The sequence below is a fragment of the Ancylobacter sp. VNQ12 genome, from assembly GCF_049445835.1.
Classification (GTDB): Bacteria; Pseudomonadota; Alphaproteobacteria; order Rhizobiales; family Xanthobacteraceae; genus Ancylobacter.
In genome coordinates this window covers 158,085-184,350 of the sequence record NZ_JBMSDU010000001.1, presented here as the reverse complement: position 1 = coordinate 184,350, position 26,266 = coordinate 158,085, and the positions used below count along the sequence as shown (strand labels likewise).

Sequence of the window (26,266 nt, the reverse complement as noted above, 5' to 3'; positions counted from 1 at the left end):
TTTTCAGGTGACAGGAACAAGGGCACGGGAAGCCGGATCGGCCTTGAGCAGCTTTCGCACCTGCGCGCTCGCGACGATCTCGCCTTTCCCGGCAAAGGCTTCGTGGTTCTTTTCGATGTCGGCCGGCACGTAGCGGTAGTTCACCATCAGCCCGGCGGCCTGGGCGATGCCTTTCGCCGACAGGTCGCCCATGAGGTTGATGCGCTCCAGCCGCGCCCCATTGCCGAGATGGAACCGCGCGACCGGATCGACCGGCGCGCCCTTCGGCGTGCGTGCGGCGAGGAAGTAGTAGGCGGCTATCGGTGCGAGCACGCTCGCTACCTCCTCGCGCAGGTCCGGCCGCTCGCCCCAGTCCGGCGCGTCCAGCCTCTCCAGCACCTTGCGGTCGGCCGTCGACAGAACGGCGCTTTGCTCCGCCCGGCGCTCGGCTTCCAGCCATTTGCGGAATCCCGGCACCGGAGAGAGCGTGACGAAGGTCGTGAGGTTGGGCAGTTCGCGCGAGATTTCCTCCAGCACCTGCTTGATGAGGAAATTGCCGAAGGAGACCCCGGCCAAACCCTTCTGACAGTTCGAGATCGAATAGAAGACGGCCGTCGTGGCGGCCTGCGGGCGAAGCTGCTTGCGGGCCGGGTCGAGGATCGGCGCGATCGCTCCCGGCACCTCCTGCATCAGCGCCACCTCGACGAAGATCAGCGGCTCGTCGACCAGTGCCGGATGAAAGAAGGCGTAGCAGCGCCGGTCGGACGAATCGACGCGGGCGCGCAGGTCGTCCCAGTCCCGGATGGCATGGACGGCCTCGTAGCGGATGATCTTCTCCAGCACATTGGCCGGCGTCGACCAGTCGATGCGCTTGAGCACGAGAAATCCCCGATTGAACCAGGACGAGAACAGATGCGCGAAATCGCGGTCGACCTCGGCGAGGTCGCGCCGGCGCACCATGGCGTCCATGAGCTGCTCGCGCATGCGCACGAGCGAGAGCGTGCCGCCCGGCGCGAGGTTGAAGCGGCGGAAAAGCTCCTGCCGCCGCGGCTCGCTGGCGCGGTGCAGGTCGACGGCGGCCGCCGCGCCGTTGCGCCCATAGGCTTCGACTGCCGCGGCGAGCCGTTTGGCATCCGGCCCGAACTTCTCCGCCAGCACCTCGAAGAAGGCGATGCTTTCGCCGGTTTTCATATGCGCGTAGCGGTCGAGGATGTCGGTGGCGAGGGCGACGCCGGAGGCTTCGCCACGTCCGGAGAGCAGGGTTTCACAGCGCTCGGCAAGCGTCTCCACCCGCGTCGCCCCGCTGACACGGGCGGAGCGGTCGAGCAGGGTGCGACCGCGCTCGGCGATGGAGGTCAGAAGGTCCGCCACAAACGAGGTGTTCGATCCCATGGCCATCCCGAAATTGCGTGTGAACGGCGGTTATGCGGAAGGCGCGGAGTCCGGTCGCGTCGGGTCGGACGACACGCCGGTTTGTATCGAGTGAAGATCAGCGTGCATTGAAAGTCAATCATCAAGTATACAAGGCGTCGCCTCTTGCATTGCAGCACGTGACATGGCTTTCTGCGTGCGGAGGTATGCCGTGCGTGGTGAACAGACCCCAAGGCTTCGCGAAGCACTTGAAGAGGATATCGTCGCCGGCCGGCTGCGGCCCGGGCAGCGGCTCGACGAAGCGAGCCTTGCCGAGCGGTTCGGCGTGTCGCGCACGCCCATTCGCGAGGCGCTGATCCAGCTCTCCGCCTCCGGCCTCATCGACATGCGCCCCCGGCGGGGTGCCTATGTCGCGCTGCTCGGTCCCCGTGAACTCGTCGAATCCTTCGAGCTCATGGCGGAGATCGAGGCCTCCTGCGCACGACTTGCCGCGCAGCGGCTCGGGGACGCTGACCGTGCCGCGATCAACCAGGCGCACATCGCCTGCTGCACGGCGGCCGCCGCCGGGGACGACGACGCCTATTACCCCGCCAATGCCCAGTTCCATGCCGCGATCTACAGCGCGACCGGAAATCGCGTGCTGCGGGCCGAGGCCATAAGGCTGCAAACCGCACTGCAACCCTATCGGCGCCTGCAGCTGAAAGTGCCCCGGCGCATTGCCGCCTCGCTGGCCGAACACGAAGCCATTCTGCAAGCCATCCTCGCGGGAGACGGCGCCAGCGCGGCGGAACGGATTCGCGCCCATGTGCTGGTGCAGGGCGAGCGATTCATGTCGTTGCTGGCCGCCCTCCAGCACGAGGCTGAAACGGTGGACTGACCGGGCGCCTTGCTGTGCCGTGGAGGAGACAGCCGCCTGAAGCGAGACGGCCCTACGGCGCAGTCTGGATCACCGATTGCGACCAGTCTTCAAGGAATCGCTTTCGGCGCGCCGCATCCTGCACCGCCAGAAGGGTCGGCCCGACGGCGATCGGACGGGCGATGCCGGACGTCACGACATCCGGCCCCTCGATGCCGGGAGGAGCCGCCCCGTCCAACCCGAAGAAAAAGGACTGGCTCCGCCCGACCGACTGCCCCCGCTCGGACAGTAAATAGTCGACGAAACGCGCAGCGAGGCCCGGCTGCCGTGCATGGGCCGGGACCATGGCGCCCCGGCTCAGTACGAGCGTGTAGTCGGCTGGCATGACGATGCCGATAGGTTGGCCGCGCCGCACCCGGTCATAGGCGTAGGAGCCGAGCATGTTGTAGCCGATCAGCAGCCGCCCGGCCGCCACCTCGTCCAGTATCTCCGACGTGCAGCAGCGCACCACGACCTGAGCGCGGCCGAGGCTTTCCAGCAGGCGGCCATAGGTCGTCGTGGTTTGCCGGGCGTCGTTGAAGGCGAGCAGATAGCCGATGCCGGAAAGCCGTATATCGTAGGTGCCCACCCGACCCCGGTAGCGGTCGGCCTCGCGCCTCAGCAGTTCGGCCAGTTCCAGATGGGTGCGCGGAACGTCGTCCGCCGGAACGCTGTCGCGGTTATAGACCATGACGATGGGCTCGAAGGTGAAGCCGAACACCTCGTCCCGCCAGTTCGCCCAGCGCGGCGCACGCCGGAGATCCGGCCCTTCGATGGGCTGGGCACAGCCATCATTGGCCAGCTTCACCAGTTGGTCGACGGAGGAGGACAGATAGACGTCGCCCAGCGAGCGTCCCTCCGCGCACGCCTTGGCGGCAGCCGAGAACAGGTCATTGGTCACATATTCCACGATCTCGACCATGGTGCCCGGCGAGAGCTCCTGAAAGTCCTGGATCAGCGGCGCCAGGGCATAGAGGTCGGTCGCGGCATGGATCGACAGTGTGTCGACCTGGGCTCCGACGGCCGGAAACCGCGTCATGGTCTGGGCGTGCGCACCGAGACACCCGGCGAGCACCACGGTGAGGACGCCCGCGACCGCACGGGTGAGCCTGTGGGCAAGTCGCGCGGGGGAATCTGTCATGCGAGTTCCCGCCCTTTCACCGACAGCGACATCACCACGACGAAGCCGAAGGCCCCCTTCTCCACGAAGGACAGCGCTCCGCCATGGGCGGCCAGAACCTCGGCGGCGATCGACAGGCCCAGCCCCGACCCCTTGCCATCGGACGACGGCGCGCCAAAACGCTGGACGACCCGCAGCCACTGGCCGGCCGGAATGCCGGGGCCGTCATCTTCCACCTCGACCACGACCATATCCAGTCGCCTCGTCAGCCGAACCGTGATCCGCCCCGGCGCGCCATGCCGCACCGCGTTGTCGAGAATGTTCTTGATCGCCTCCGCGAGGTTCACCGGATCGCCGCTCACGATCAGCGGCTCGGGCGGCGCGTGCAAAGTGACGAGGAGGTCGCGTTCCAGCGTATCGGGTATCGCCTCGTCGAGCGCCCGCCGGGTCAATTCCGTGAGATCGACCGGCGCGTTCGCCACCGCCCGTTCGCGGTGAGCCACCATGGCGTGGCTGAGCAGCTGGTTGGCGAGACGGGACAATTGCCGCGTGCGGGCGCGGATGCGCTCAAGATGCTTGCCTCCCGCAGGCGTCACCTCGTCGTTCGACAGCAGGTCGACCTGCCCCTCCAGCGCCGCCAAGGGGGTACGAAGCTGGTGCGCGGCATCGGCGATGAACTGCTGCATCAGCTCGACCCTTCCCCGCAGCCGCTCGATGAAGCCATTGATCTCAGCCACGAAGGGGGCCAATTCACGCGGTGTCGACACGTTGACAAGGGTCAGATCGAGCGGATCGCGCTGCCGGATGGCGACCTCCAGCCGGCCGATCGGCGCCAGTGCCCGGCGTACCGCGAAGATCGTGCCGCCAATGGCGATGGCGCCCATGACGCCCACCAATATGAACGAGCGGAGGGTAAGGTCCCGCGCAAGTGCCCGGCGCGCTTCAACGGTCTGGGCGACGAGCACGACCGCGTCGCCCCGCATCTGGGGGTCGTCGAAGCGGCGCGACACCCGCGCCACGCGTACGATCTCGCCGTCGAAGCGCGCATTCTCGACCAGCGCCCTGCCGGACGCCGGCGCCTCGTCGGCCGGAACGTCCAGCCCCTCATAGCCTGTCATCGTGTGGCCGGCGGGGTCCAGCACGCGGTAGAAGATGCGATCCCGATCCGACAGGGCGAGCAGTTCGAAGGCAGAGACGGGAAGCTCAATCTCGGGCTTGCCGTCCTGCACCTGGATGGCGTCGGCGATCTGATAGGCGGCGCCCAGCAGCAGCCGGTCATAGGCTTCGTCGGCCGCCTCGCGCGCCGAGTACCAGGCGGCGGTCATGAGCACGGCGGCGCCGAACACGAGCACCAGCGACATGAGAGCGAACAGGCGGATGAACAGAGAGGGCTCACGCCGGGCCATCGATCACCATCTGGTAGCCGAAGCCGCGGACGGTAACGATCTGCGCCCGCGCGCCCTCGATCTTGCGGCGCAGGCGGCCGATATAGAGCTCGACAGCATTGGCGCCGGGCGCCTCGTCATGGCCGAACATGCGGTCGAGTAATTCGTCCTTGCCGAAGACGCGGCCGGGCCGCGACGACAGGATTTCGAGCAGCGTGAGTTCGCGCCGCTTGAGATGAACCTCGCAGTCGCCCACCCGCACCATCCGCGTCAGCCGGTCGATGCTGATGTCGCCGCAGCGCAGCACATTGGTCGCCTCGCCGCCATTGCGCCGGATAAGCGCCCGCACGCGCGCCTCCAGCTCGCGGAAGTCGAACGGCTTCACCAGATAGTCGTCGGCGCCGATGTCGAGCGCGTCGACGCGGTCCTCCACGCGCGAGCGCGCCGTAAGGATAAGCACCGGGGTCATCGAGCCGCGGGCGCGCAATTGCGCGAGAATGCTGAAACCGTCGAGGCCGGGCAGCATGACGTCGAGGATGACGAGATCATAATTGGTGCGACCCAGCACCTCCATGCCGGCGGTGCCATCCAGTTCCCAGTCGACGGCATGACCGATACGGGTGAGACGACCGATGATCGCTTCACCGACATCCCTCGTGTCTTCGACCAGCAGTATTCGCATGAATCATGTCCTGCGGCGCCCTGCCCAAAGACAGCTCTATGACAGGAATCCGCTCTAGCAAAGCATCCTGAAGCGCCGCGCAGACGGTGCCACAAGATGTGGAGGAATGCCCGGCCGGCGCAGGCCATCGCCAGCGCTCGACGTCTCAACTCCGCTCATCGATCGATCCGCACCAGCCATGGTGCGGAAACGACCTTGCACAGAGTCTTCGGAGGAACGACACCATGAACGCCACTTTCACGAAATTCGCCCTGGTCGGCATGGTGAGCGCCATGCTCACAGGCGGCGCCTTCGCGCTCCCGCAAAAGACCGAATGCCTGGCCGGCGCCAAGCCCGGCGGCGGCTTCGACGTCACCTGCCGCCTCGCCGCCAACTCGCTTCTCGCCGCCAAGCTCATCGAGCAGCCGATGGTGGTCACCTACATGGAAGGCGGCGTCGGCGCCATTGCCTATAACCACGTCGTCGGCAAGCGCGCCGCCGACCCCAGCCTCATCGTCGCGGCCTCCACCGGCTCGGCGCTGCTGCTCGCCCAGGGCAAGTTCGGCAGCCATGACGAGAACGCCGTCCGCTGGATCGGCGCGCTGGGCGCGGATTACGGCGTCATCGTCGTCAATGCCGATTCGCCCTTCAAGACGCTGAAGGAACTGTCCGACGCCTATGCGGCCAACCCGGCCAGCTTCCCGATCGGCGGCGGCGGCGCCATCGGCAGCCAGGACTGGATGAAAGCCGCGCTCATCGCCAAGGGTGCCGGGCAGGATCCCAAGAAGATGCGCTATGTCGCGCTTGAAGGCGGCGGCGCCGTACTGACCTCGCTCGAGGGTGGCCACATCAAGATCGGCGCCGGCGATGCCTCGGAGATGGTCAAGCACCATCTGGCCGGCAAGGTCCGCATCCTCGCCGTCATGTCGCCCGAGCGACTGCCCGGCGACCTTGCCGCGATCCCGACCACCCGCGAACAGGGCTATGATTTCGACTGGGTGATCTGGCGCGGCTACTACACCGGCGGCAAGGTGAGCGACGCCGACTACGCGGCCTGGACCGACACCTTCAAGAAGCTGGTGCAGACGCCCGAGTTCAAATCGGAACTCGCGGCGCGCGGGCTGTTTCCCTACACCGTCATCGGCGCGGATTTCGACGCCAAGGTGAAGAGCGACGTGCAGCGTTTCAAGACGCTCGCCAAGGAAGCCGGCCTCTGATTTCGACCGACGCTCCAGCGGCCTCGCCTGCGGGCGGGGCCGCTCCCTTGTCGCTTGCCAGGATCGCTCCATGGACGCCAATCAACGCCCTCTTCCGGGCACGCTCAGCAATCGCATAGCCGCTCTCGCGCTGCTGGCGTTCAGCCTCCTCTACGGATTTGCCGGCAGCGGGATCGAGTACGCCTTCTCGTCGGATCCGCTGGGCCCGCGCGTATTTCCAGTGCTGCTCGCGGCGATCCTCGCCCTGCTGTCGCTGATCTACCTCTTCGTGCCGGGGCACGCGGAAGAATGGCCGCAGGGCACGGTGCTGATGCGCTGCATCGCGCTGCCGGCGCTCGTGCTCATCGCCGCGCTGCTGTTCGAGCCGATCGGCTTTGCCGGCGCGATGTTCGTCATGACGACCGGGGTCGGGCGGATCTTCGGCGCGTCCTGGAAAGCCTCCCTCATCGGCGGGCTCGTGCAGGCGGCACTCTGGTATCTCGTCTTCGGCTATCTGCTCGAGGTCTATCTGCCGACCGGCGAGCTTTTCACCGCATCGCGTCGAGGCTAGGCCACACATGAACTTCGATTATCTCTGGACCGGGTTCGCCGTTGCGCTGAGCTGGCAGAACCTGCTCATCGGCCTCGTCGGCTGCTTCCTCGGCACCGTCATCGGCGCGCTTCCCGCCATCGGCCCGATCAACGGCATCGCCCTGCTGCTGCCGATCGCCTACACGCTCGGCCTGCCGCCGGAGAGCACGATGATCCTGCTCGCCGCCATCTATACCGGCTCCGAATATGGCGGGCGCATCTCCTCCATCCTGCTCAACGTTCCTGGAGACGCCGGCGCGGTGATGACCGCGCTCGACGGCAACCCGCTGGCGCGGCAGGGGCGCGCGGGCGAAGCCCTGATGATCAGCGGCCTATCTTCCTTCGTCGGCGGAATCATCGGCGTCGTGGGTCTGACGCTGTTCGCCCCCTTCCTCGCCAGCCTCGCCATCGGCTTTGGCCCCGCCGAATATTTCGTGCTGATGGTGTTCGCCTTCGCCACGCTCGGCTCGATGGTTGGCAGCCAGCCGGTGAAGACGCTGATCGGCTGCGTGCTCGGCCTGATGCTGGCCACCGTCGGCCTCGACCCGACATCGGGGGCCTACCGTTTCACCTTCGACAGCCCGGAACTCGGCGACGGCATCGACTTCGTGGTGCTGGTGATCGGCCTGTTCTCGATTTCCGAAGCCATGCTGATGTTGGAGAGCCATGCGATGGGCGGCCCCGTCATCGGCAAGGTCGGGCGCAGCTTCGTGCGCTTCAAGGACATCGTCTTCACCACGGGAGCCACGCTGCGCGGCTCGATCATCGGCTTCGTCGTCGGCGTCCTGCCGGGCACGGGCGCCTCGGTCGCGAGCGCCGTTTCCTACACGCTGGAGAAGCGCGTCTCCGATCGCCATGGCACCTTCGGCAAGGGCGACATGCGCGGCCTCGCTTCACCCGAGGCGGCAAACAATTCCTGCGCGGCCGGCGCCTTCGTGCCCATGCTCACCCTCGGCGTGCCCGGCAGCGGCACCACTGCCGTCATGCTCGGCGCGCTGATGCTCTACAATATCCAGCCCGGTCCCCAGCTCTTCGCCGAGCGCCCCGAGATCGTCGGCGGGCTGATTGCGTCGCTCTATATTGGCAACGTCCTGCTGCTGCTGCTCAACATCCCGTTCGTCGGCATCTTCTCACGCTTGCTGCTGCTGCCGAACTGGATCCTGGTTCCCGGAATCCTCGTTCTGTCGGTGGTCGGCGTCTACTCGACCCACGCCAGCGTCGAATCCGTGCTCCTGATGCTGGGCGTCGGCTGCATGGGCTGGCTTCTGCGCAAGCTCGGCTTCGACATGGCGCCGATCATCCTCGGCTTCGTGCTCGGCAAGGTAATGGAAGTGAACCTTCGCAATGCGCTGGCCATCAGTGGCGGCGAGCTGGGCATTCTCTTCCAGAGCAACATATCCATCATCCTGTGGGTACTGGCGGGCCTTGTTGCCGTCGGGCCGTGGGCATTGCACCGCTGGTCTCACCGGCACGCCGCGCCGCGCGGGGCCGAGTGAAGCGTGGAGGCCTCGGTTGGTTCTGCCGGGGCTTCCAACTCGGAACGGGTGCCTTGGTCCGATGCGCCGCTGCGATGTGTGCGGACCGCTCACGCTCGCCTGTAGCAGATTTAAACGCCATCCCGGTTCACGCCGGGATCATGTCCCCGCGCCATGCGGAAGCACCAGATTGTCGTCCCACGCCGGCAGGATATGGGGGAAGGCGAGTTCCGGATGGCGGCCGAGCAGCAGAGCGAGGACGCGGGGCGGCGTCAGCGGCAGTTCCTGCACGCGCCTTCCGGTGGCGTTGGCCACCGCACAGGCCACCGTCGCCCCCACATTGAGGATCGGCACCTCGCCCGCACCCTTGACGCCGAGCGGTCCGAGGGAAGGCGCGCCCTCGAACAGGTCGATCTCGACCGGCACCACATCGCCGGCGAGCGGCACGCGGTAGGTCTCGAAACCTGACTGTCGGACACGACCATGGGCGTCGATCGACACCTCCTCGTGCAACGCATAGCCGAGCCCCTGCACGACACCGCCCTGGATCTGGCCGCCAATGGCGCTGCGGTTGAGCGCCCGCCCAACATCCTGCACGACGCGATAGCTCAACACCTCGACATGACCGGTGTCGGGATCGACCGCGACCTCGCAGTCGTGGACGGCGAAGACCGGAATATCGAGCGCGTCGATGAAGTGACCGGCGACGCAGCCCGGCATGGCGGGGACGCCCTTGCGGGTGGAACTGCCGGTGCCGCCGACCGGTCCCTGCAGGGCCTGGGCCCGCGCCGTCACCTCGGCAATGCTGAAGCCAGCGCCGTTGGGGCCGGCGATCTCGATGCGCCCATTCTGCATCACGAGGTCGTCGGGGGTCGCGTCCAGCATCTGCGCCGCGACGGCCAGGAGCTTGCCGCGCACCTCCTGCGCCGCCGCGAGGCTCGCCGCACCCAATGAGACGGTCTGCCGACCGCCGCCGACGCCGACGTCATAGCCCGAGGCATCGGTGTCGGCCTGGCGCACCACCACCTCCTCCGGGCGGATGCCCAGCGCACCGGCGACGATCTGCGGCAGGCTCTGCATCATCGAGCCGGAGCCGATCTCGACGCCGGAGGTGACGAGGGTGGCGCTGCCATCGGCATTCATGTTCACCGTCGCCGCCGAGGGACCGGTAAAGACGAACCAGGTACCGACCGTCGTCGCGCGACCGTAGAGGCGCCCATCCTCGGCGATCCGCGGTTCGCTCCGCACCCGCAGCGCCTCCATGCGTGCCAGCATGGGACGCAATACCTCGCCCTCGAAGACCTGCCCGGTAGCCCCCAGGTCGCCATCGCCCAGCACGTTCGCCCGGCGGAATTCGAGCGGATCCATACCGATCGCAGCAGCGATCTCGTCAGTGTGCCGTTCCAGCGCGAAGGTATTGTAGACACCGTTGCAGGCCCGGAAGGCGCCGTTGGGCGGGGTGTTGGTGTAGACCGCACGCGAGGCGAGGCGGACCGCGCCGAGCCGGTAATTGCCGCCCAGCGTGTGGGCGGTCATGGTGGTGAGGAAGATCTGCTCGCCGCCATGGGCGCCGCAATCCATCAGCACCACCGCCTCGCGCCCGGCGATCTCGCCCTCGCGGGTCACCGCCGAGCGGATGCGGATCTCGGCATTCTCGCGGAACAGGCAGGTGAGCATCTCCTCCTCGCGCGAATTGACCAACCGCACCGACCGGCCGCTCATCTTCGCCAGCAGCGCGGCGAAGGGTTCGATGGCGACGTCGAATTTGAGCCCGAAGGCGCCGCCCACCGGCGGCACCGTTACCCGCACCTGCGCGGCCGGAACGCCGAGGAAACGCGCCGTGGCGTTGCGCACCGTCCACGGCACCTGCGTGGAGGTCTCGATATGAAAGCGGCCTTCCTCGTAACGTGCCACCGCCGCCCGCGGCTCGAACGCCATGTGGTTCTGCCGGCCGACGCGGAACGCGCTCTCCACGATGGTCACATCCGGCCGGACGAAGGCCGCATCGACATCGCCGCGCACGACAGTCGCCTCCCAGGCGACATTGCCGGCGCGCGCACCGCCCTCCAGCAGCACCTCGTAGCCTTGCCACGCCGGATGCACGAGCGGGGCGCCGGGTGCCAGCGCCTCCTCCATGGTGACGAGCGCCGGCAGCGGCTCGATCATCACCTCGATCGCCGCCAGCGCCGCCTGCGCCTGCTCGATTGTGTCGGCAGCCACGGCGGCCAGCGGTTCGCCGACATAACGCACCAGGTCCTCGGCGAAGAGCGAGTGATCGGCGACGCCGATACCGATGCGACCGGGCGCGTCGGCGGCGGTCGCTATGGCGCGCACGCCCGGCAGGGTGGCGGCCTTCGAGGTGTCTAGCTTCACGAGACGCCCGGACGCCACCGGTGCGCGCAGCACGGCGGCGTGCAGCATGCCCGGCCCGGCGCGGTCGATGGTGTAGCGGGTACGCCCCATCAGCTTGTCGCGGGCGTCGCGGCGGCGAAACTCCATCACGGCATCGACGGTCATGGGCGGATCTCCGCGTGGGCGCCGGCGACCGCCAGCGCCGCCTCGACGATGCGCTCATAGCCGGTGCAGCGGCAGATATTGCCGGTGAGGGCGGCGCGAACATCCTCCCGGCTCGGCCGCGGCATGCGTTCGAGGAAATGCGTCAGCGTCAGCACCATGCCGGGAAAGCACATGCCGCACTGCACGGCATCGTGCTGTTCCAGCTTCGCCTGAACCTCGTTGAGACGGCCGCCGGCTGAGACGCCCTCGATGGTGACGACATCGCAGCCCTCGACCAGCGCGACGGGGGTCAGGCAGGAAGCGGTCGGCGCGCCGTCCACCAGCACGGTGCAGGCGCCGCAAAACCCTTCGCGACAGACAGGCTTGGCCCCGGTGAGGTGGAACTCGTCCCGCAGCACATTGATCAGCGGGGTCAGCGGGTCACAGGCGGAACGTCTCGCCTCGCCGTTCACCGCCATGTCGATCGCCATCGGGACCTCCTGTCGTGATCAGTGAAGCGCTGCCACGGCGCGCCGTACCAGCGCCGGCAGCACGCTGACGCGGTACCAGCCCGGCACATCGATGCCCTCGCGCCCGTCAAATTCACCGGCGAGTTCCGTCGCCGCGCGGTGGGCCGAGGCGGCGTCCAGCGGGGAGTCGATCAGCGCGCCCTCGAGGCGTGGCCAGCGGCGCGCGACCGCTTCCACCGCGCCGACAGCAACACGCACCTGCGTGACGCATCCTGCCTCGTCACGCTCCACCGACAGGCTGAGAATGGCGGTCGGATAGTCCCCCGCCTTACGCAGGGGGAGACGGGCATGCACGCTGCGGGCAAGCGAGCGAGGGACGCGCACACTCGTCAGCAGATGCCCCGGCTCGATCGAGTGGCGAAGGGCGAGAAACCTCTCCAGCGTCAGGCGCTCCACGCCGTCGCGCGAGGCTATGTCGACTTCGGCATCGAGGCACAGCAATGCGGGAACAAGATCGGCCGCCGGGAAGTCGGCCGTGCACAGATTGCCGCCCAGCGTCGCCGCCCGGCGCACCGCTGGGTTGGCCGAGCGCCCGGCGGCTTCGGTGAGCACCCGCAGATCCGGCAGATCGCGCAGTGCCTCGGCAATGTGGGCATGGGTGACGCCGGCGCCGAGGACGACATGGTCGTCGCTCCGTTCGATACGGCTCAACTCCGCGATGCGGCCGACGCCGACGTAGGCGGGACTGAGCCGCTCGTGGCGCACCGGTGCGCGCATGATCCAGGTCCCGCCGGCGAAGGGAGCGCCCTCGGCGCCACGCTCGGCAAGCGCATCGAGGGCGGAGTCAAGTGAGCGGGCGACATAGAGCGAGGGATGGGCCGGTGACACCATCAACTCGGCTTCCCGGCCGTTCTCATGCATCAGCGTCGCTCCAGCCGCAGCCGGTCGAGCACGACGCCGGCGATGACGATGGCGCCGAGCACCACCATCTGCACATAGCCGTCGATCCGGGCGAGGTTCATACCGTTCGACAGGATGGTGACGAACAGCGCGCCGACCACCGCCGTGCCGACCCCGCCGCGTCCCCCGGCAAGGCTGGTGCCGCCGACCACCGCCGCCGCGATGGCCTGCAGCGACAGCGAGCCGCCGAGATTGGGCTCCCCCGAGCCGGTACGCGCCGTCATCATCAGCGCCCCGAGCGCGGCCAGCGTCGAGCACAGCACATAGGTGGCGACCAGCAGGCGCTTCACTGGCAGGCCGGCCACCGCGGCGGCACGGGGATTGGTGCCGATGATATAGAGCGCGCGGCCATAGACGGTACGCGTCAGCAGGAGATGGAGGCCGACACCGACCAGCACCGCGATGACGATCGCCGCCGGCACACCGAACAGGCCGCCACCATAGAGCAGCCGCGAGAACAGGTCCGGCACGCCCTGCACCGGCCGGCCGGCCGAGAGAGTGGTGGCGACGCCGATGGCGATGTTGTAGCTGCCGAGCGTCGCGACGAAGGGGCTGACCCCGAGCCAGGCGACAACCACGCCGTTGAAGAGGCCGCAGGCGGCGCCGAGTGCGAAGCCCGCCGCCAACCCCATCAGCAGGACAGTGCCAGGCGCCTGCCCGCCGGCGACCCCCGCCGCCATGGCCAGCGCGGAGCCGACGCTGACCATCGACACGGTCGGCCCCAGGGCAAGGTCGAAGCCGCGAGTAAGGATCACCACCGTCTGCGCCATGGCGAACAGGGCGAGATAGCTCGCCTGCTGCGCGATGTTGACAAGGTTGCCCAAGGTGAGCACGGCGGAATCCACCGCCGCGAAGCCGAGCAGCAGCACGACGAGAGCGATCGGCAGCGCTGCTTGCCACAGCAGCGACATGAGGGCGGCGCGGCGCTCGGCCGACGCCGGTGCAGTGGGGGCGGAGAGGTCAGACACGGGACTTCCTCCGCCGGCCAAGCTCGTCCAGCGCCACCGCCGCCACCATGATGACGCCGAGGAACACCGGCTGCAGGCGTGAATCGATGTGGAGCAAGTTGAGGGCGTTGCCGAGAATGGTGAGGAACAGCGCGCTGACCGCGACGATCTCCACCCGCCCGATGCCACCGCGCAGGCTGACCCCGCCGATGACGGCGGCGGCGATCGATTGCAGCATCATGCGATCGCCGCCGAAGCTGGCCTGACCGGAGCCGACCTGGGCGGTAAGCAGGATGCCGGTGAGCGCGGCGAGCACGCCGGACAGCACATAGGTGCCGACGAGATGACGACGGATGCCGACGCCGGAGACGATGGCGGCGTCGGCATTGCCTCCGATGGCATAGACATAGCGGCCGAACAGGGTGCGCCGCTGCACGAACACCACCGCCGCCAGCACGAGGAGCGCGACATAGATCGCAGTCGGCAGGCCGAGGAACTGGGCGCGGCCGAACTCCTTCACGAAGCTCTGCGGCATGCCGTAAACCGGGATGCCCGAGGTGATCATCAGCGCGACGCCGGCGGTGGCCGACATGGTGCCGAGCGTGACCACGAAGCCGGAGACCTTCAGCCGGGCGACGCACAGACCGTTGACAATGCCCACCGCCGCGCCGCTGCCGAGCCCGGCGCCGACGCCGCAGGCGACGGCGAGCGCGTCGTTGCCGGGAAAGGCGGCGGCAACCAGGGCCATGGTCTTCGCCGTCACCACGCTGGCCAGCGCCACCACCGCGCCGACCGACAGGTCGAAGCCGCCGCCGATGATCACCAGCGCCTGCCCGCAGGCGACGATGGTGAGAAAGGCGGCGTTGCGCAGGATGTTCAGGATGTTGAGCGGCCCGTAGAATTGCGGGTCGGTCGCCGACATGCCGACCACCACCAGCACGAGGAGCGCCGGCAGGAAGCCGATGCGGCCGAGAAGACTGCGGCCATAGGGGGTGGCGACGCCGGGACGGGCAGCGAGGGAGGCTGAAGCGTGTGCGCTCATGCCGCCTCCGTCGCCAGATGTTCCCTAAAGAAGGAAGCCAGCACGTTCTGCTCGGTCTTGTCCGCACCTGCCAGCTCGGCGGCGATGCGACCGTGATGCATCACATAGAGCCGGTTGGAGAGCGCCAGCACCTCCGGCAGTTCGGAGGAAACGACGATCACCGCCGCACCCTCGCTCACCAGCTGCTTCATGAATTCATAGACCTCGAGCTTGGCACCGACATCGATGCCGACGCTCGGTTCGTCGAACAGGAAGACCTTGAGGTCGCGGGTCAGCGCCCGGCCCAGCATCACCTTCTGGCGGTTGCCGCCGGACAGCGCGCCAGCCGGCCGCTCGATATTGGGCGGACGTAGCTTCAGCCGCTCCATCGCCGCGGCGACGAGGCTGCGCTCGGCACCCGGCCGCAGCAGGCCGAAGCGGGCGAAGGCGGGCAGGTCGAGCGCCGTCATCGACGCGTTCTCCCGTATGGGGCGTGAGAGGGCGAGGCCCTCCGCCACCCGATTGGCCGGGAAATAGGCGATGCCGCGCGTCAGGCTCTCGCGCGGGACAGGGGAGTCATAGGGCGTACCAGCGATGCGCAGCGTGCCGCCGACGATCGGCTCCAGCCCGTAGATCGCCCGCACCAGCTCTGACTTGCCGCAGCCGACCAGGCCGGCAATGCCGGTGATCTCGCCGGCGCGGGCATAAAAATTCACCTCCCGCACGGAGCCGTCGGCCAGGGTGAGGTTCTCGACATCCACCGCCACCTCGGCGGGGGCGTGGGGGATGGTGGGAAACAGCACGTCTATGCGCCGGCCGGTCATCAGCTCGACCAGCTCGCCATCGGTCACCGTCGCCGCGTCGAGGGTGCGGATGTGGCGCCCGTCACGCAGCACCGTCACACGGTCGGCCAAGGCCCGGATCTCGCGCATGCGGTGCGAGACATAGATGAGGCCAACGCCCTGCGCCTTCAGCCGGGCGATCAGCTCGAACAGGCGGCCGGTCTCGCGCTCGGTGAGCGAGGCGGTCGGCTCGTCGAGGATCAGCAGGCGCACCTTGCCGAGCAGGGCCTTGGCGATTTCCGCCATCTGCTGGTGGGCGCGCGACAGGTTGTCGACCCGCTTGCCGGGATCGAGGTCGAAGCCCAGTTCGTCGATCAGCGCGCGGGCCTTCTTGCGCATCGCGCCGGCGCGCAACACGCCACCCGTCGAAATCTCGCGGCCAAGGAACAGGTTCTCCTCCACCGTGAGGCTCGGCACCAGCGAGAACTCCTGGAACACCGGGCTAATGCCGATGGCGCGGGCCCGCTGCGGGGAAAGATGGCGGATCTCCTCGCCGTCGAAGCGGAAGCAGCCGTCGTCCGGCGGGAACGTGCCGGCGATGACGTTGATCAGCGTCGACTTGCCGGCACCGTTCTCGCCGAACAGCACGTGCAGTTCGCCAGCGCGGACATCGAGGTCGACGTGATCGAGGGCGCGCACGCCGGTGAAGCGTTTCGAGATGCCCTTGAGCTCCAGCAAGGGCGCGCCAGCCGGCGCCGTCGGCGGGCGTTCTGCGCTCAATGGCTCTACGCTGATATCCATATGCTCTCCCGCGGTCCCGATACGCGGGACCGATGCAGTTCCGGGGCCACGCGGGATCTGTGCGGTGCAAGGTCCGCACAGATCCTCGGCGCAGTGCTGAAGCCCGTGGGGGGCTACTTCGCCTTGACGGAGTAGACCGGGCTCCAGCTTGCCGGCGCGAGCACGAGGTCCATCTGCAGGTTCGGCACCGTGCTCTTGTCGATCACCGCCGCCACCGGCTGCACCAGGCTCATCACCGGCTTCTTCTCGATCAGCCGCACCGCCTGGTCGATGGCGATAGCGCCTTCGCCAACCGGGTACTGGGTAGCGAAGGCGAGGATGTCTCCGCGGTTGAGCGCGTCGAGCATCGCCTGGTTCTCATAGGAGGAGATGACCTTGATGTCCGAGCGGCCGGCCTCGGCGACGGCGCCGATGGCGGCCTCGGCGGTGGGGGCGGTACCCCAGATCACGTTCATGTTCGGATAGGCCTGAAGCGCGTCCTGGATCAGCTGGAGCTGCACGGCCACGCCGGAATCGCCGAACTTCTCGCCGAGGATCTTGGCCTTCGGGTTCTTGGCCACCGCCTTCTTGAAGCCCTCGTTGAAGGATTCCGCCCAGCCCGAGCCGGCCGGTCCGGGGAAGGTGACGATATTGAGCTCCTCGTCCGGCTTGGACTGCGCGAGCAGGCCCTCGCCGGTGACTTCTCCCATGGCGACGAAGTCGACATAGTTGGCGGCCGGCAGCGCATTCGGCGGCAGCGGATTGGTGACCCCGACCACGGGAATGCCCTTGGCCTTGGCCTCCTCGAACTTCTTCATCAGGCCGGCGCCGGAGATGGCGCCGACGACGATGGCGTCGGCCTTCGCCGCCATGCAGTCGTCGAACTGCGAGAGCTGCTTGGGCAGGTTCTCGTAGCCGCCGGCCTCGTAGAGATTCATGTTCACGTTCGAGGCCTCAGCCTGCTTCACGATGCCGTAGGCGACGGCGACCCAGAAGCTGTCCTTCATGTGCGGGAACAGGACGCAGATGTTGTAGGGCTTTTCGGCCTTCGCGAGCGGCGTGTACTCCGCCGGCTTCGGCGCGCCCGAAGAGGCATCGTAGATCTTCATCGGGAACCACTTCGTCTCCGCCGCCGCCGGGGAGAGCGCGGCGGAGGAGAATGCGAGGAGCGCGGCGCCGGCCAGGGCGCGGCGCCTCAGGCGGGAGACGGCGGGACTGCGGATGGCGGTGGTGGACATGTTTCTTTTTCCTCTGGTTGGTTTTGGCGGAAAGGGACGAACGAACCTGCACACCCCTTCCGAAAGCACAGTCCGCCGCGCGAGGCGGCGTTGAGGATCAGTTCCTCCAGTTGGCAAGGGAACGGCGCTCGAACACCTCACGGAACTGGCGGGTGGATTCGGGCAGCAGGTCGCCGGTGCCCCAGTCGAGGATCACCGCATGGCGGCGGATGGCGTCGAGCGCGTCGATCTCCCCGGCCCGGTAGCGCGCGGCCACCGCTTCCGGATCGAGGCGGACCTCGGCGACGCGCGCACCCCGCTGGGCGGCGCGCAGCGTCTCCGTCGCCGGTGCGTCCACCTCGTACTCACACAGCTCGGCGTCGATGGTGCGGATGACGACGCCGTAGTCCTTGGCGGCGCGCTCGGCCGACACGTAGTCGTCCTTCACATCCTCCAGCACCAAAGCGGGATCGCGCTCGAGCGGATCGCCGAAGCCGCCGCCGCCGGCCGTGGGACGGGAGAACACGTCGCCCTCACCAATCGGCACGTCGGAGAAGATCGAGCCGAGCCGCTCCTCCTTGTCCGCTCCCGCGCGCTTCAGCGTGAGCCCGTGCGGCATGGAGGGCAGGCCGCCCTCGATGCCCCAGACCACCGCGCGCTCGCGGTCGCAGATGTAGGAGATGACGGTCCTCTCCGCCGCCAGCATCAGCGAGGTCTTCACCACGCCGGCGCCGCCGCGCCATTTGCCGGGACCGGGCGAATCCGTGAGGATCTCGCATTCGGTGGTCAGGATCGGATTGGCCCGCTCCTGGCCCTCCACGGGCTGCGCCATCATGCCGGTGCCGAAGCAGGCGGTGGTGACATTGGCGCCGTCCTTGCCGTTGCGCCCGCCCCAGCCGCCCGGCAGCCAGTCGTAGAACATGAAGATCGGCTTGTCGGGCGTGCGCGCATCACGTCCGCCGGTGAGCAGGTATTCGAGGTTGAACGCACAGGCGAGCGCCCGCTCGGGCATCAGCTTCGACCACATCTCGTAGATTGAGTTCATGATCTTCTCGAACGGCATCAGGAAGCCTGTCACCGCCACCGGCCATTGCGCGTCGACGATGGAGCCTTCGGGAACGATGATCTCGAAGCAGCGGTAGAAGCCGGAATTGAGCGGTAGGTCGGGGAAGAACGTCTTCATCCCGGCCGCCACCGCCGAGAAGGTGGTGCCGAAGGCGGAATTGTAGATCGAGCCGATCACGGGATGGCTGCCGGTGAAATCGTAGATCGCCTTATCACCCTTGATGGTGAGCTTGATGCGGATCGGTATCATGCCCTCCCCGCCCGCCGGATCGCGGTCGATGAAGTCGACCGTCTCCCACTCGCCATCCGGCAGCGCGGCGATGCGCGCGCGCGCCGAGCGCTCGACATAGTCCTGCACAGCGGCAAGGCCGGTCTCGACCGTCTCGCGGCCATATTTGCCGACAAGGCGCAGGATTTCGCGCTGGCACACGGCGGTCGCCTCAGCCTGCGCCTGGATGTCGCCGATGATCGAGGCCGGGTCGCGGGTGTTGGAGGCGATGAGGTGGGCGACGTCCTTGACGAAGCGGCCCTTGTCGAACAGCCGCACCGGGGTGATGCGCAGGCCCTCCTTGAACATCTCCTTGGCGGAGACATCGAATGAGCCCGGCACCGAGCCGCCGACATCCGACCAGTGGCCGTTGGACTGCGAGAAGGCGATGATCTTGCCGTCGGCGAAGATCGGCCGGATGAGACGCACGTCGGAAAAATGCGTGCCGCCGGCGTAAGGGTCGTTGACGGCGTAGACGTCACCCTCGTGCATGTCGCCGGCAAAGTGGCGCATCACTTCCTTGCAGGTGAAATGCAGCGTGCCGACATGGACCGCGATGTCGGCATTGCCCTGGGCGGCGCATTCGCCGTTCGCGTCGTGCAGCGCGCTGGAGAAGTCGTGATTGTAGATCACGAAGGAGTAGCAGGTCCGCAGGATCTGCTCGCCCATCTGGTCGACGCTGGTGATGAAGGAGTTCTTGAGGACCTCGAAGGTCACGGGGTCGAGCTCGGCCATCGTCTCAGCCCTTCACGCGGATGATGATGTTGAGGAACTTGTCGACCTCGGCGCGGGCACCGGGCGGAACGACGGTGGTGGAATCGAGCTGCTCGACGATGGCCGGTCCCTCGAAGACGAAGCCGCAGGGCAGTTCGTCGCGGTTGTAGACCGGGGTATCGAGCCCTTCCCCGTCGAACCAGACGCGGCGACGGGAGTCCGGCACGGGCGTGGCGCCGGTGGGGGCATGTACGGCCAGCTCGGCCTTCGGCACCACGCCGATCGCCTTAAGGTTGAGCCGGAAGAAGCTCACCGGCGCGTCGTCGCGGCGGAAATTGTATTCGCGCTTGTGCTCGGCGTGGAAGCTGCCGACCAGATCGGCGATGGCGCCGATCGGACGCGGCGCATTCACCGCCAGCGAGCGCCACTGGCCGCGATACATCATGTCGATGGAGCGCTGCAGCACGATGTCGGCTTCAGCGACGCCCTCATGCGTCAGCCGCGCCATCGCCTCCCGCTCCAGTTCGGCGAACTGCGCCTCGATAGCGGCGGGATCGGCCTCGTCGGCTGCGACCATGCAGCTCTGCGAGAAATCGTGCTGCATGTCGACGAGAAGGCAGCCCAGCGCCGAGGTGACGCCGGGATTGGGCGGCACGATCACCACGGGGATGGAGAGCTCGCGGGCGACGTCGACCCCGTGCAGCGCACCGGCGCCGCCGAAGGCGACGAGGGCGAAGTCGCGCGGATCATAGCCGCGCGAGATGGAGATCAGCCGCACCGCATCCGACATGTTGGCATTGGCGACCCTGACGATGGCGTCCGCCGCCTCGTGCAGGCCAAGGCCGAACGGCTTGGCAACGCCTTCCTCCACCGCGCTGCGGGCAAGCTCCGGGTCGAGCTGCACCTTGCCGCCGGCCAGCGAGGTGCCGAGACGGCCGAGGGTGATGTTGGCGTCGGTGTTGGTGGGCTGCGTGTTGCCATTGCCGTAGCAGGCCGGGCCGGGGTAGGCGCCGGCCGATTGCGGTCCGTTGCGCAGGCCGCCGGCCGGATCGGTCCAGGCGAGCGAGCCGCCGCCGGCGCCGATGGTCAGCACCTCGATGGAGGAAAAGCGGATCGGGTAGCCGAACTCGATGTGCCAGTCCTTGGTGACGCGCGACTGGCCGTCATAGGCGAGCGACACGTCGGTCGAGGTGCCGCCCATGTCGAGGCCGATGGAGTTGGGGAAGCCGCACAGCCCGGCGATATAGCGGCTGGCGATGGCGCCCGCAGCGATGCCCGACCCCGCGAGGCGGGCGGCAAAGTCCTTCACGCTGGCCGGCGTCATCACGCCGCCGCCGGTGTGCAGCAGCAGCAGATCGCGGGTATAGCCGCCATCGGCCAGCCGCTCGCCGAGCCTTGTGGTGTAGTCGACCACGACGGGGCTCACCACGGCGTTGGCCACGGTGGTGGAGAAGCGCTCGTGCTCGAAGATCTCGGGCAGCACCTGCGAGGAGATGGACACCGGAATATCCGGCATCGCCTCCTTCAGAATCTCGCGCATGCGCTGCTCGTTGGCGCCGTTGAGATAGGCGTTCATGAAGCACACCGCGATGGTGGCGACGCCGCGCTTCTTCAGGATGCGGGCGACGTCGCGGGCGGCCTCCTCGTCCAGCGCCTCGACGATCCGGCCGGCCGCGTCGACGCGCTCCGGCACGGTGAGCCGGTCGCGGCGCGGCACATAGGGCGGCACCACGTCCTTGTAGACGTCCCAGAGGTCTTCCTTGTTGGCGCGGCGGATCTCGATGACGTCGCGAAAGCCCTTGGTCGAGACCACGGCGGCACGCGGCAGGCGGCGGGTGATCAGCGCATTGGTCGCCACCGTGGTGCCGTGCGAGAACAGCGCCACCTGCGAGAGGTCGATGCCGGCTTTCTCGACACCGCTCATGATCCCGTCGATGGGATCGCGGGTGGACGAGGTCTTCTCGATCCGGATGAGACCGGTCGCCTCGTCCATGATGCAGATGTCGGTGAAGGTGCCGCCGACATCGACGGCCACGCGGAGATTCTGCACGGCAGCGCTTCCTTTCGCACGCGCTCCTCCACCCGCACGCACCACCCCTTTGAGCGAGCGGCCGGATCGGAGATCCAGGCCCTCGTCCCCAGTCGGCCGGCGGCGGAATGTCGGAGCAGTCGAAAGGATTAGACGTGCTTTGCGACGGCTGTTCTTGACGCTGAGTGCAGAAAGATTTGCGCCACAGAGCGCAGGGAGACCATTTTCCGGGCGCTCGCCGGGCCTGCCTTGCGATTGGGCACTATCATGTGGTTCGAAGCGCATGGCGACACACCGCAGCGAGGGAATCCAGGACGAGCGCAGGGCCCCGCCGCCCCGTCGGGCGGCAGATGGAAGCGTCCCTGACGGACGCCGTCGAACCGTGGCAGGCCGCGCCCCTTGCGGAGATCAGGCGTCCGGCATGCCGGCTTCGACCCAGTTGGTGACGTCGTCGAGCGTGAGCTTGAACCGCCTCAGCATCTCGTCGATTTCGGCTTCGGTGATGATCATCGGCGGGCAGAAGGCGATGGAGTCGCCGATGGCGCGGATGATCAGGCCGTGGTCATGCGCGCGGTCGAACAGCCGCAGGCCCACCTTGCCGACGGGATCGAAGCGCGCCTTGGTCTCTTTGTCCGCCACCAGCTCGACCGCGGCGATGAGGCCCATGCCGCGCACCTCGCCCACCAGCGGATGGTCGGAGAAGCGCGCAAGGCCGGCGCGCATATAGTCGCCCATGGCGGCAGCGCGGGCGACGAGGCCGCGCTCCTCGATGATGGCGAGGTTCTCCAGCGCCACCGCCGTCGCCACCGGGTGGGCGCCCGTAGTGTAGCCATGGCCGAACACGCCGAGCTTCTCGGAATAGTCGGCGATGGGCTGGTAGATGGAATCCTTCATCAGGATGGCCGCGAGCGGCTGGTAGGAAGAGGTGATCTGCTTGGAGCAGACCAGAATGTCCGGCGCGATGCCGAGCGCTTCGCTGCCGAACATCGTGCCAAGCCGGCCGAAGCCGTTGATCACCTCGTCGGCTATGACGAGGACGTCATATTTCCGGCAGATCTCCTGCACCTTCTGCCAGTAGCCCTCGGGCGGCACGATGACCCCGCCCGCGCCCATCAGCGGCTCGCCGATGAAGGCGGCGACCGTCTCCGGCCCCTCGGCAAGGATCATGTCCTCGAGTTCCTGCCCCAATCGCTCGACGAAGGCGGCTTCGCTCTCGCCCGGCAGGGCGTTGCGGTAATAATGCGGGCGCGAGACGTGCCGGGCGAAGGGGAGCGGGAGGTCGAAGCCTTTCTGGTTGCCGGTCAGGCCGGTGAGGCTGGCCGCGGCGATGGTGATGCCGTGATAGGCACCCTCGCGGGAAATGAACTTCTTCTTCTCCGGCCGGCCCAAAGCGTTATTATAGTACCAGACAAACTTGATGACGGTGTCGTTGGCCTCGCCGCCGGAGTTGGTGAAGAAGACGCGGGTCAGGCCGGTGGGGGCGAGTTCCGCGAGCTTGCTGGCGAGCAGCGCCGAGGGAGCGTGCGCCTTCTGCGAGAACACGTGGTAATAAGGCAGCTTCTCCATCTGCCTTGTCGCCGCCGCGACGAGGCGGGGCTCGCCGAATCCGACGCCGACGCTCCATAGCCCCGCCATCGCCTCGATATATTCGCGCCCCTCGTCGTCATAGACATAGATGCCCGCGCCGCGGTCGATGACGATCGGCCCCTGGCGCTCATGCCGGCGCATATTGGTGACGGGATGGATGTGGTGGGCGACGTCCAGACTGTGCAGCGAGTTGGGAAGCATGCTCGGAACCTTGGGGGTGAGGAAAGCCCTCGCGATCAATTTGCGGGGGAACGGGAAGCGGCGCGCGCCTCGCTCGGCGTGCAGCCGAAACGGGCGCGATAACTTCGGCTGAACTGAGCCTGGTCGCCGAAGCCCCATTCATAGGCGATTTCAGAGATGGACTTGCGGCAGTAAGGATCGCGCAACATCGCCTCGCTGGCGAGCAGGCGCTGGTTGCGGATATAGGCGCCGACGGTGATGCCTTCGGCCTCGAAGATCTGGTGCAGGTAGCGCACCGAGATGCCGCAGCCTTCGGCCACCATCTGTGGCGAAAGCCGCATGTCGCCCAGCCGCGCGCGGACAAAATGCTCGCAGCGGTGCAGATGCGCGTTGCGTACCGTGGAAGAATTGCCGGCGAGCACCCGCTCGTCCGCCTCGATCGCCATGGCAAGCAGGTCGACGAGCTGCTTGCCGAGCAGCGCACGGGCCGGCTCGTTCATTTCGTCGATGCGCGCCCCGGTCAGGCGCAGCATGTCGACGAACATGGCGCCGACCGCGCGGCGGGCATCGAACTGCAATGTGGCGAGGCGTTCGGGCCGGGCGATGCGGGCCCGCAGCACGGCGCTCGGCACCTTCATGACCCACAGCGCCGCCGGATCCCTATGGCTGAACTCGTAGGGCAGATGGCTGCGCTCGATGAGAAAAGCGCCCGGCCGGCAATGCACCTGCCGCCCGTCCTGCTCGAAGCGGATCTCGGCAAGCTCGGGAACGGTGATGAGATAGCTTTCCTCGCGCTCGGCGACGAGATGGCGTTCATGGCGGCGGTAGAGCAAGCCGTCCGACACGTTGCGCGACACCGAGACCGGGCCCAGCGACCAGGCGCCGAGGTTGCCGGAGAAGCTGTCGCCCGAAGCGAAGCGCAGGTCGAGAGGGAAATAGGTGCTGGAGACGGCGTCCTTCCAGAACTGGCGCCTCTGCATCGGCGCCGCCTGATCGGTCGAGTAGCTGGCACGCATGTCACGCTCCTCCGATCCAAATGCGGGACGTCCGCGGGACGTCCCCGAGGCCGGCACGCTCGCGCATCTGCGACGCACCGGCGCGGCTTCAACAGGCACGTTACAGGCCGAACGCGGCTCGCGGCATGCCCGCAGGTGCCGGCGGTCCTGCCGGACCTCGGCCTCAACGGCCGGCGATCAGGCAAGCCAGGGCCGCACCGCCTCTTTCAAGACACGAGCCAACTCTACCGCGTTCGGCGTATCGGAGTGGATGCAAATCGTGTCGGCCTTCATGTCGAAGTCCCGGCCGTCAATGGTCGTCGCCTTGCCCTCAGCGAGCATCCGCACCGCCCGGCGCGCCGCCTCCACGGGATCGCGCGCCGCATGCTCGCGGGTAATCAGCAGCGCGCCCGCGGGATCGTAGTCGAGATCGGCATAATATTCCGAGACGAAGGTGAGGCCGCGGCTGCGATAGACTTCTTCGTGCAGCGTGCCGGCCATGCCGATCACCGGCACGCCATAAACCAGGGCGGCATCGGCGACGGCTTGCGCCACCTCCTCGCGGCGCATCGCGGCACCGTAGAGAGCCCCGTGCGGCTTCACATGATTCAGCGGGAGGCCGGCATCGTCGAGGAACGCCTTCAGGGCGCCGATCTGGTAGAGCACGCAGGCAGCGAGTTCCGCACGCGTCATCGCCATGTCGCGCCGGCCGAAGCCCTGCAGGTCCGGAAAGGAAGGATGGGCGCCCACTGCCACGCCGCATTCGACCGCAAGACGCACCGTCTCGCGCATCACCATCGGGTCGGAAGCATGGAAGCCACAGGCGACGTTGCCGATATCGATATGCGGCATGATGCCGGCGTCGTCGCCGCAGCGATATAGGCCGAACCCCTCGCCCATGTCGCAATTGATGACGACACCCATGCCCGCTCTCCACTTGCCCGATGACGGGACGAAGCGTGGCGAAGCGAGGCGGCAAGCGTCAAATCGTATTAAGCGGAAGCCGATATCTCAATTTTCGATGTCCCCGTGATGCTGCTCCCCGGCGACGGGCCGCGGCTCCCCAGCGGCGGCAGGGCGCCCGCCAGTGTGGCCGGCCACCGCGAAACGCAGGAAGTCGCAAAAGGCTTGCACGGCAGGGGTAAAGCCGACGTCGCGCTTCCAGGCAAGCCCGACATCCATGCTCGGCACGTCGTCGGCAACGTCCCGCACCTCGATGCGCTGCCCCTCCAGCGACCAGGGTCGGTAGACGAGATCGGACAGGATGGTCACGCCCATGCCACCCCCCACCGTGGAACGAACCGCCTCCACCGAGGAGGTGCGGAAGATGGTGCGTGGCTCCAGCCCCTGCGCGCTCCAGTAGCGCAGCGCCGTGTGCTTGGCCTCGTCGACGGTGAGCATGACATAGGGGTAGCGCGCCACATCGGCGAGGCTCACGCGCTCCGGCCGGGTGAGCGGATGCGAGGGAGCCAGCCACAGCCGGCGCGCCGAGCGCAGCAGCAGCTGGCTGGCGAGATCCTCGCTGTTCTTCAGATTGGAGACCAGCAGCACCGCCACATCCAACACCCCATCGACCAGAGCCTGCTCTACTACCGAGCGCGGCGCCTCGAACAATTCGATGGTGATGCCGGGAAAGCTCGACTGGAAGCGCATCTGGTGGCGCGGCAGAAAATAGCCGGACACCGTGTAGGTGACACCGACGCGTACCGTGCCGGAGATCGGGTCGGTCGAGTGGCGGGCGTCGCGCACCGCCTCGGCGACCGCGGTGAGGATCTGCCGGCCCTGGGACAGGAAGCGGCTGCCTTCCAGCGTCACACTCACGCCCGTCGGGGTGCGGTCGAGCAGCCGCGCGCCGAGCATCGCCTCCAGCTGCTGGATGGCGGCGGTGACCGCCGATTGCGAGACATTTAGCTCAACGGCCGCCTGGCTGATCCGCCCGGTCTCGGCGGCGGCGACGAAGTAGCGGATCTGCTTGAGCGAAATCGACATGGCGGTCCTCGGAGCCGGTCGGCGAGGTAGGGTCCCGTCATGCTATCTGATTTCCTGATGTCCCGAATTCCTTAATGCTATTTCTCGATCGAG

General features: G+C 67.5%; 21 protein-coding genes. 4 read left to right on the top strand and 17 right to left on the bottom strand.

Features of this window, described 5'->3' with window-relative positions; all coding sequences use genetic code 11:
- Nucleotides 1–3: 3 nt before the first annotated feature.
- Nucleotides 4–1,371: a malonyl-CoA decarboxylase gene (locus ACO2RV_RS00800; protein ID WP_423288796.1), complete on the bottom strand. Its 1,368-nt coding sequence runs from the start codon at nt 1,369–1,371 to the stop codon at nt 4–6.
- Between the two features lie 190 nt (nt 1,372–1,561).
- Here ACO2RV_RS00800 and ACO2RV_RS00795 point away from each other — a divergent pair, with 190 nt between their 5' ends.
- Entirely contained in the window at nt 1,562–2,227 is a 666-nt protein-coding gene (locus ACO2RV_RS00795) for a GntR family transcriptional regulator (RefSeq protein WP_423289853.1), read from the top strand.
- A 52-nt stretch (nt 2,228–2,279) separates the two neighbouring features.
- Here the strand turns inward: ACO2RV_RS00795 and ACO2RV_RS00790 are convergent, their stop codons facing one another.
- From ACO2RV_RS00790 to ACO2RV_RS00780, 3 genes are read right to left on the bottom strand one after another with little or no spacing between them, the layout of a single operon-like run.
- Nucleotides 2,280–3,386: an ABC transporter substrate-binding protein gene (locus ACO2RV_RS00790; protein WP_423288794.1), complete on the bottom strand. Its 1,107-nt coding sequence runs from the start codon at nt 3,384–3,386 to the stop codon at nt 2,280–2,282.
- Complete coding sequence (locus ACO2RV_RS00785; protein ID WP_423288792.1) at nt 3,383–4,771, bottom strand: sensor histidine kinase N-terminal domain-containing protein; 1,389 nt, start codon at nt 4,769–4,771, stop codon at nt 3,383–3,385. Before ACO2RV_RS00785 ends, ACO2RV_RS00790 begins: the two co-directional genes overlap by 4 nt.
- Nucleotides 4,758–5,432 carry a response regulator transcription factor gene (locus ACO2RV_RS00780; protein WP_423288790.1) on the bottom strand — a complete coding sequence of 225 codons (675 nt, stop codon included), beginning with the start codon at nt 5,430–5,432 and terminating at the stop codon, nt 4,758–4,760. The genes ACO2RV_RS00785 and ACO2RV_RS00780 overlap by 14 nt, the downstream gene beginning before the upstream one ends.
- 224 nt (nt 5,433–5,656) lie before the next feature.
- On the opposite strand from ACO2RV_RS00780, the gene ACO2RV_RS00775 reads away from it, so the two are divergent.
- The 3 genes from ACO2RV_RS00775 to ACO2RV_RS00765 all read left to right on the top strand — a co-directional run bounded on the left by ACO2RV_RS00775 (nt 5,657) and on the right by ACO2RV_RS00765 (nt 8,694).
- The gene (locus tag ACO2RV_RS00775; RefSeq protein WP_423288788.1) at nt 5,657–6,628 is read left to right on the top strand and encodes a Bug family tripartite tricarboxylate transporter substrate binding protein; all 972 of its coding nucleotides are present in this window, start codon (nt 5,657–5,659) and stop codon (nt 6,626–6,628) included.
- A 70-nt stretch (nt 6,629–6,698) separates the two neighbouring features.
- Nucleotides 6,699–7,178, top strand: a complete 480-nt coding sequence (locus tag ACO2RV_RS00770; protein WP_423288786.1) for a tripartite tricarboxylate transporter TctB family protein — start codon at nt 6,699–6,701, stop codon at nt 7,176–7,178.
- Between the two features lie 7 nt (nt 7,179–7,185).
- Nucleotides 7,186–8,694: a tripartite tricarboxylate transporter permease gene (locus ACO2RV_RS00765; protein ID WP_423288784.1), complete on the top strand. Its 1,509-nt coding sequence runs from the start codon at nt 7,186–7,188 to the stop codon at nt 8,692–8,694.
- Nucleotides 8,695–8,832: 138 nt separating this feature from the next.
- Here ACO2RV_RS00765 and ACO2RV_RS00760 read toward each other — a convergent pair whose 3' ends face one another.
- The 13 genes from ACO2RV_RS00760 to ACO2RV_RS00700 all read right to left on the bottom strand — a co-directional run bounded on the left by ACO2RV_RS00760 (nt 8,833) and on the right by ACO2RV_RS00700 (nt 26,173).
- Nucleotides 8,833–11,190 carry a xanthine dehydrogenase family protein molybdopterin-binding subunit gene (locus tag ACO2RV_RS00760; RefSeq protein ID WP_423288782.1) on the bottom strand — a complete coding sequence of 786 codons (2,358 nt, stop codon included), beginning with the start codon at nt 11,188–11,190 and terminating at the stop codon, nt 8,833–8,835.
- A complete protein-coding gene (locus ACO2RV_RS00755; RefSeq protein ID WP_423288780.1) occupies nt 11,187–11,660 on the bottom strand; it encodes a (2Fe-2S)-binding protein in 474 nt (157 codons plus the stop codon). Before ACO2RV_RS00755 ends, ACO2RV_RS00760 begins: the two co-directional genes overlap by 4 nt.
- 18 nt (nt 11,661–11,678) lie before the next feature.
- Nucleotides 11,679–12,560, bottom strand: coding sequence for an FAD binding domain-containing protein (locus ACO2RV_RS00750; RefSeq protein WP_423288778.1), 882 nt, complete (start codon nt 12,558–12,560; stop codon nt 11,679–11,681).
- Nucleotides 12,560–13,567, bottom strand: a complete 1,008-nt coding sequence (locus tag ACO2RV_RS00745) for an ABC transporter permease (protein ID WP_423288776.1) — start codon at nt 13,565–13,567, stop codon at nt 12,560–12,562. The genes ACO2RV_RS00750 and ACO2RV_RS00745 overlap by 1 nt, the downstream gene beginning before the upstream one ends.
- Nucleotides 13,560–14,588 carry an ABC transporter permease gene (locus ACO2RV_RS00740; RefSeq protein ID WP_423288774.1) on the bottom strand — a complete coding sequence of 343 codons (1,029 nt, stop codon included), beginning with the start codon at nt 14,586–14,588 and terminating at the stop codon, nt 13,560–13,562. Before ACO2RV_RS00740 ends, ACO2RV_RS00745 begins: the two co-directional genes overlap by 8 nt.
- Entirely contained in the window at nt 14,585–16,150 is a 1,566-nt protein-coding gene (locus tag ACO2RV_RS00735) for a sugar ABC transporter ATP-binding protein (RefSeq protein WP_423288772.1), read from the bottom strand. Before ACO2RV_RS00735 ends, ACO2RV_RS00740 begins: the two co-directional genes overlap by 4 nt.
- 113 nt (nt 16,151–16,263) lie before the next feature.
- Complete coding sequence (gene torT / locus ACO2RV_RS00730) at nt 16,264–17,367, bottom strand: TMAO reductase system periplasmic protein TorT (RefSeq protein WP_423288770.1); 1,104 nt, start codon at nt 17,365–17,367, stop codon at nt 16,264–16,266.
- A 97-nt stretch (nt 17,368–17,464) separates the two neighbouring features.
- Complete coding sequence (locus ACO2RV_RS00725) at nt 17,465–19,414, bottom strand: hydantoinase B/oxoprolinase family protein (protein WP_423288768.1); 1,950 nt, start codon at nt 19,412–19,414, stop codon at nt 17,465–17,467.
- Nucleotides 19,415–19,418: 4 nt separating this feature from the next.
- Nucleotides 19,419–21,443: a hydantoinase/oxoprolinase family protein gene (locus ACO2RV_RS00720; RefSeq protein WP_423288766.1), complete on the bottom strand. Its 2,025-nt coding sequence runs from the start codon at nt 21,441–21,443 to the stop codon at nt 19,419–19,421.
- A 387-nt stretch (nt 21,444–21,830) separates the two neighbouring features.
- Complete coding sequence (locus tag ACO2RV_RS00715) at nt 21,831–23,210, bottom strand: aspartate aminotransferase family protein (protein WP_423288764.1); 1,380 nt, start codon at nt 23,208–23,210, stop codon at nt 21,831–21,833.
- A 35-nt stretch (nt 23,211–23,245) separates the two neighbouring features.
- Entirely contained in the window at nt 23,246–24,205 is a 960-nt protein-coding gene (locus ACO2RV_RS00710) for a helix-turn-helix domain-containing protein (protein WP_423288762.1), read from the bottom strand.
- A gap of 177 nt (nt 24,206–24,382) precedes the next feature.
- Nucleotides 24,383–25,108 (bottom strand): LamB/YcsF family protein, encoded by a 726-nt coding sequence (locus tag ACO2RV_RS00705; protein ID WP_423288760.1) that lies wholly within the window; start codon nt 25,106–25,108, stop codon nt 24,383–24,385.
- Nucleotides 25,109–25,195: 87 nt separating this feature from the next.
- The gene (locus ACO2RV_RS00700) at nt 25,196–26,173 is read right to left on the bottom strand and encodes a LysR family transcriptional regulator (RefSeq protein ID WP_423288758.1); all 978 of its coding nucleotides are present in this window, start codon (nt 26,171–26,173) and stop codon (nt 25,196–25,198) included.
- Between the last annotated feature and the right edge of the window lie 93 nt (nt 26,174–26,266).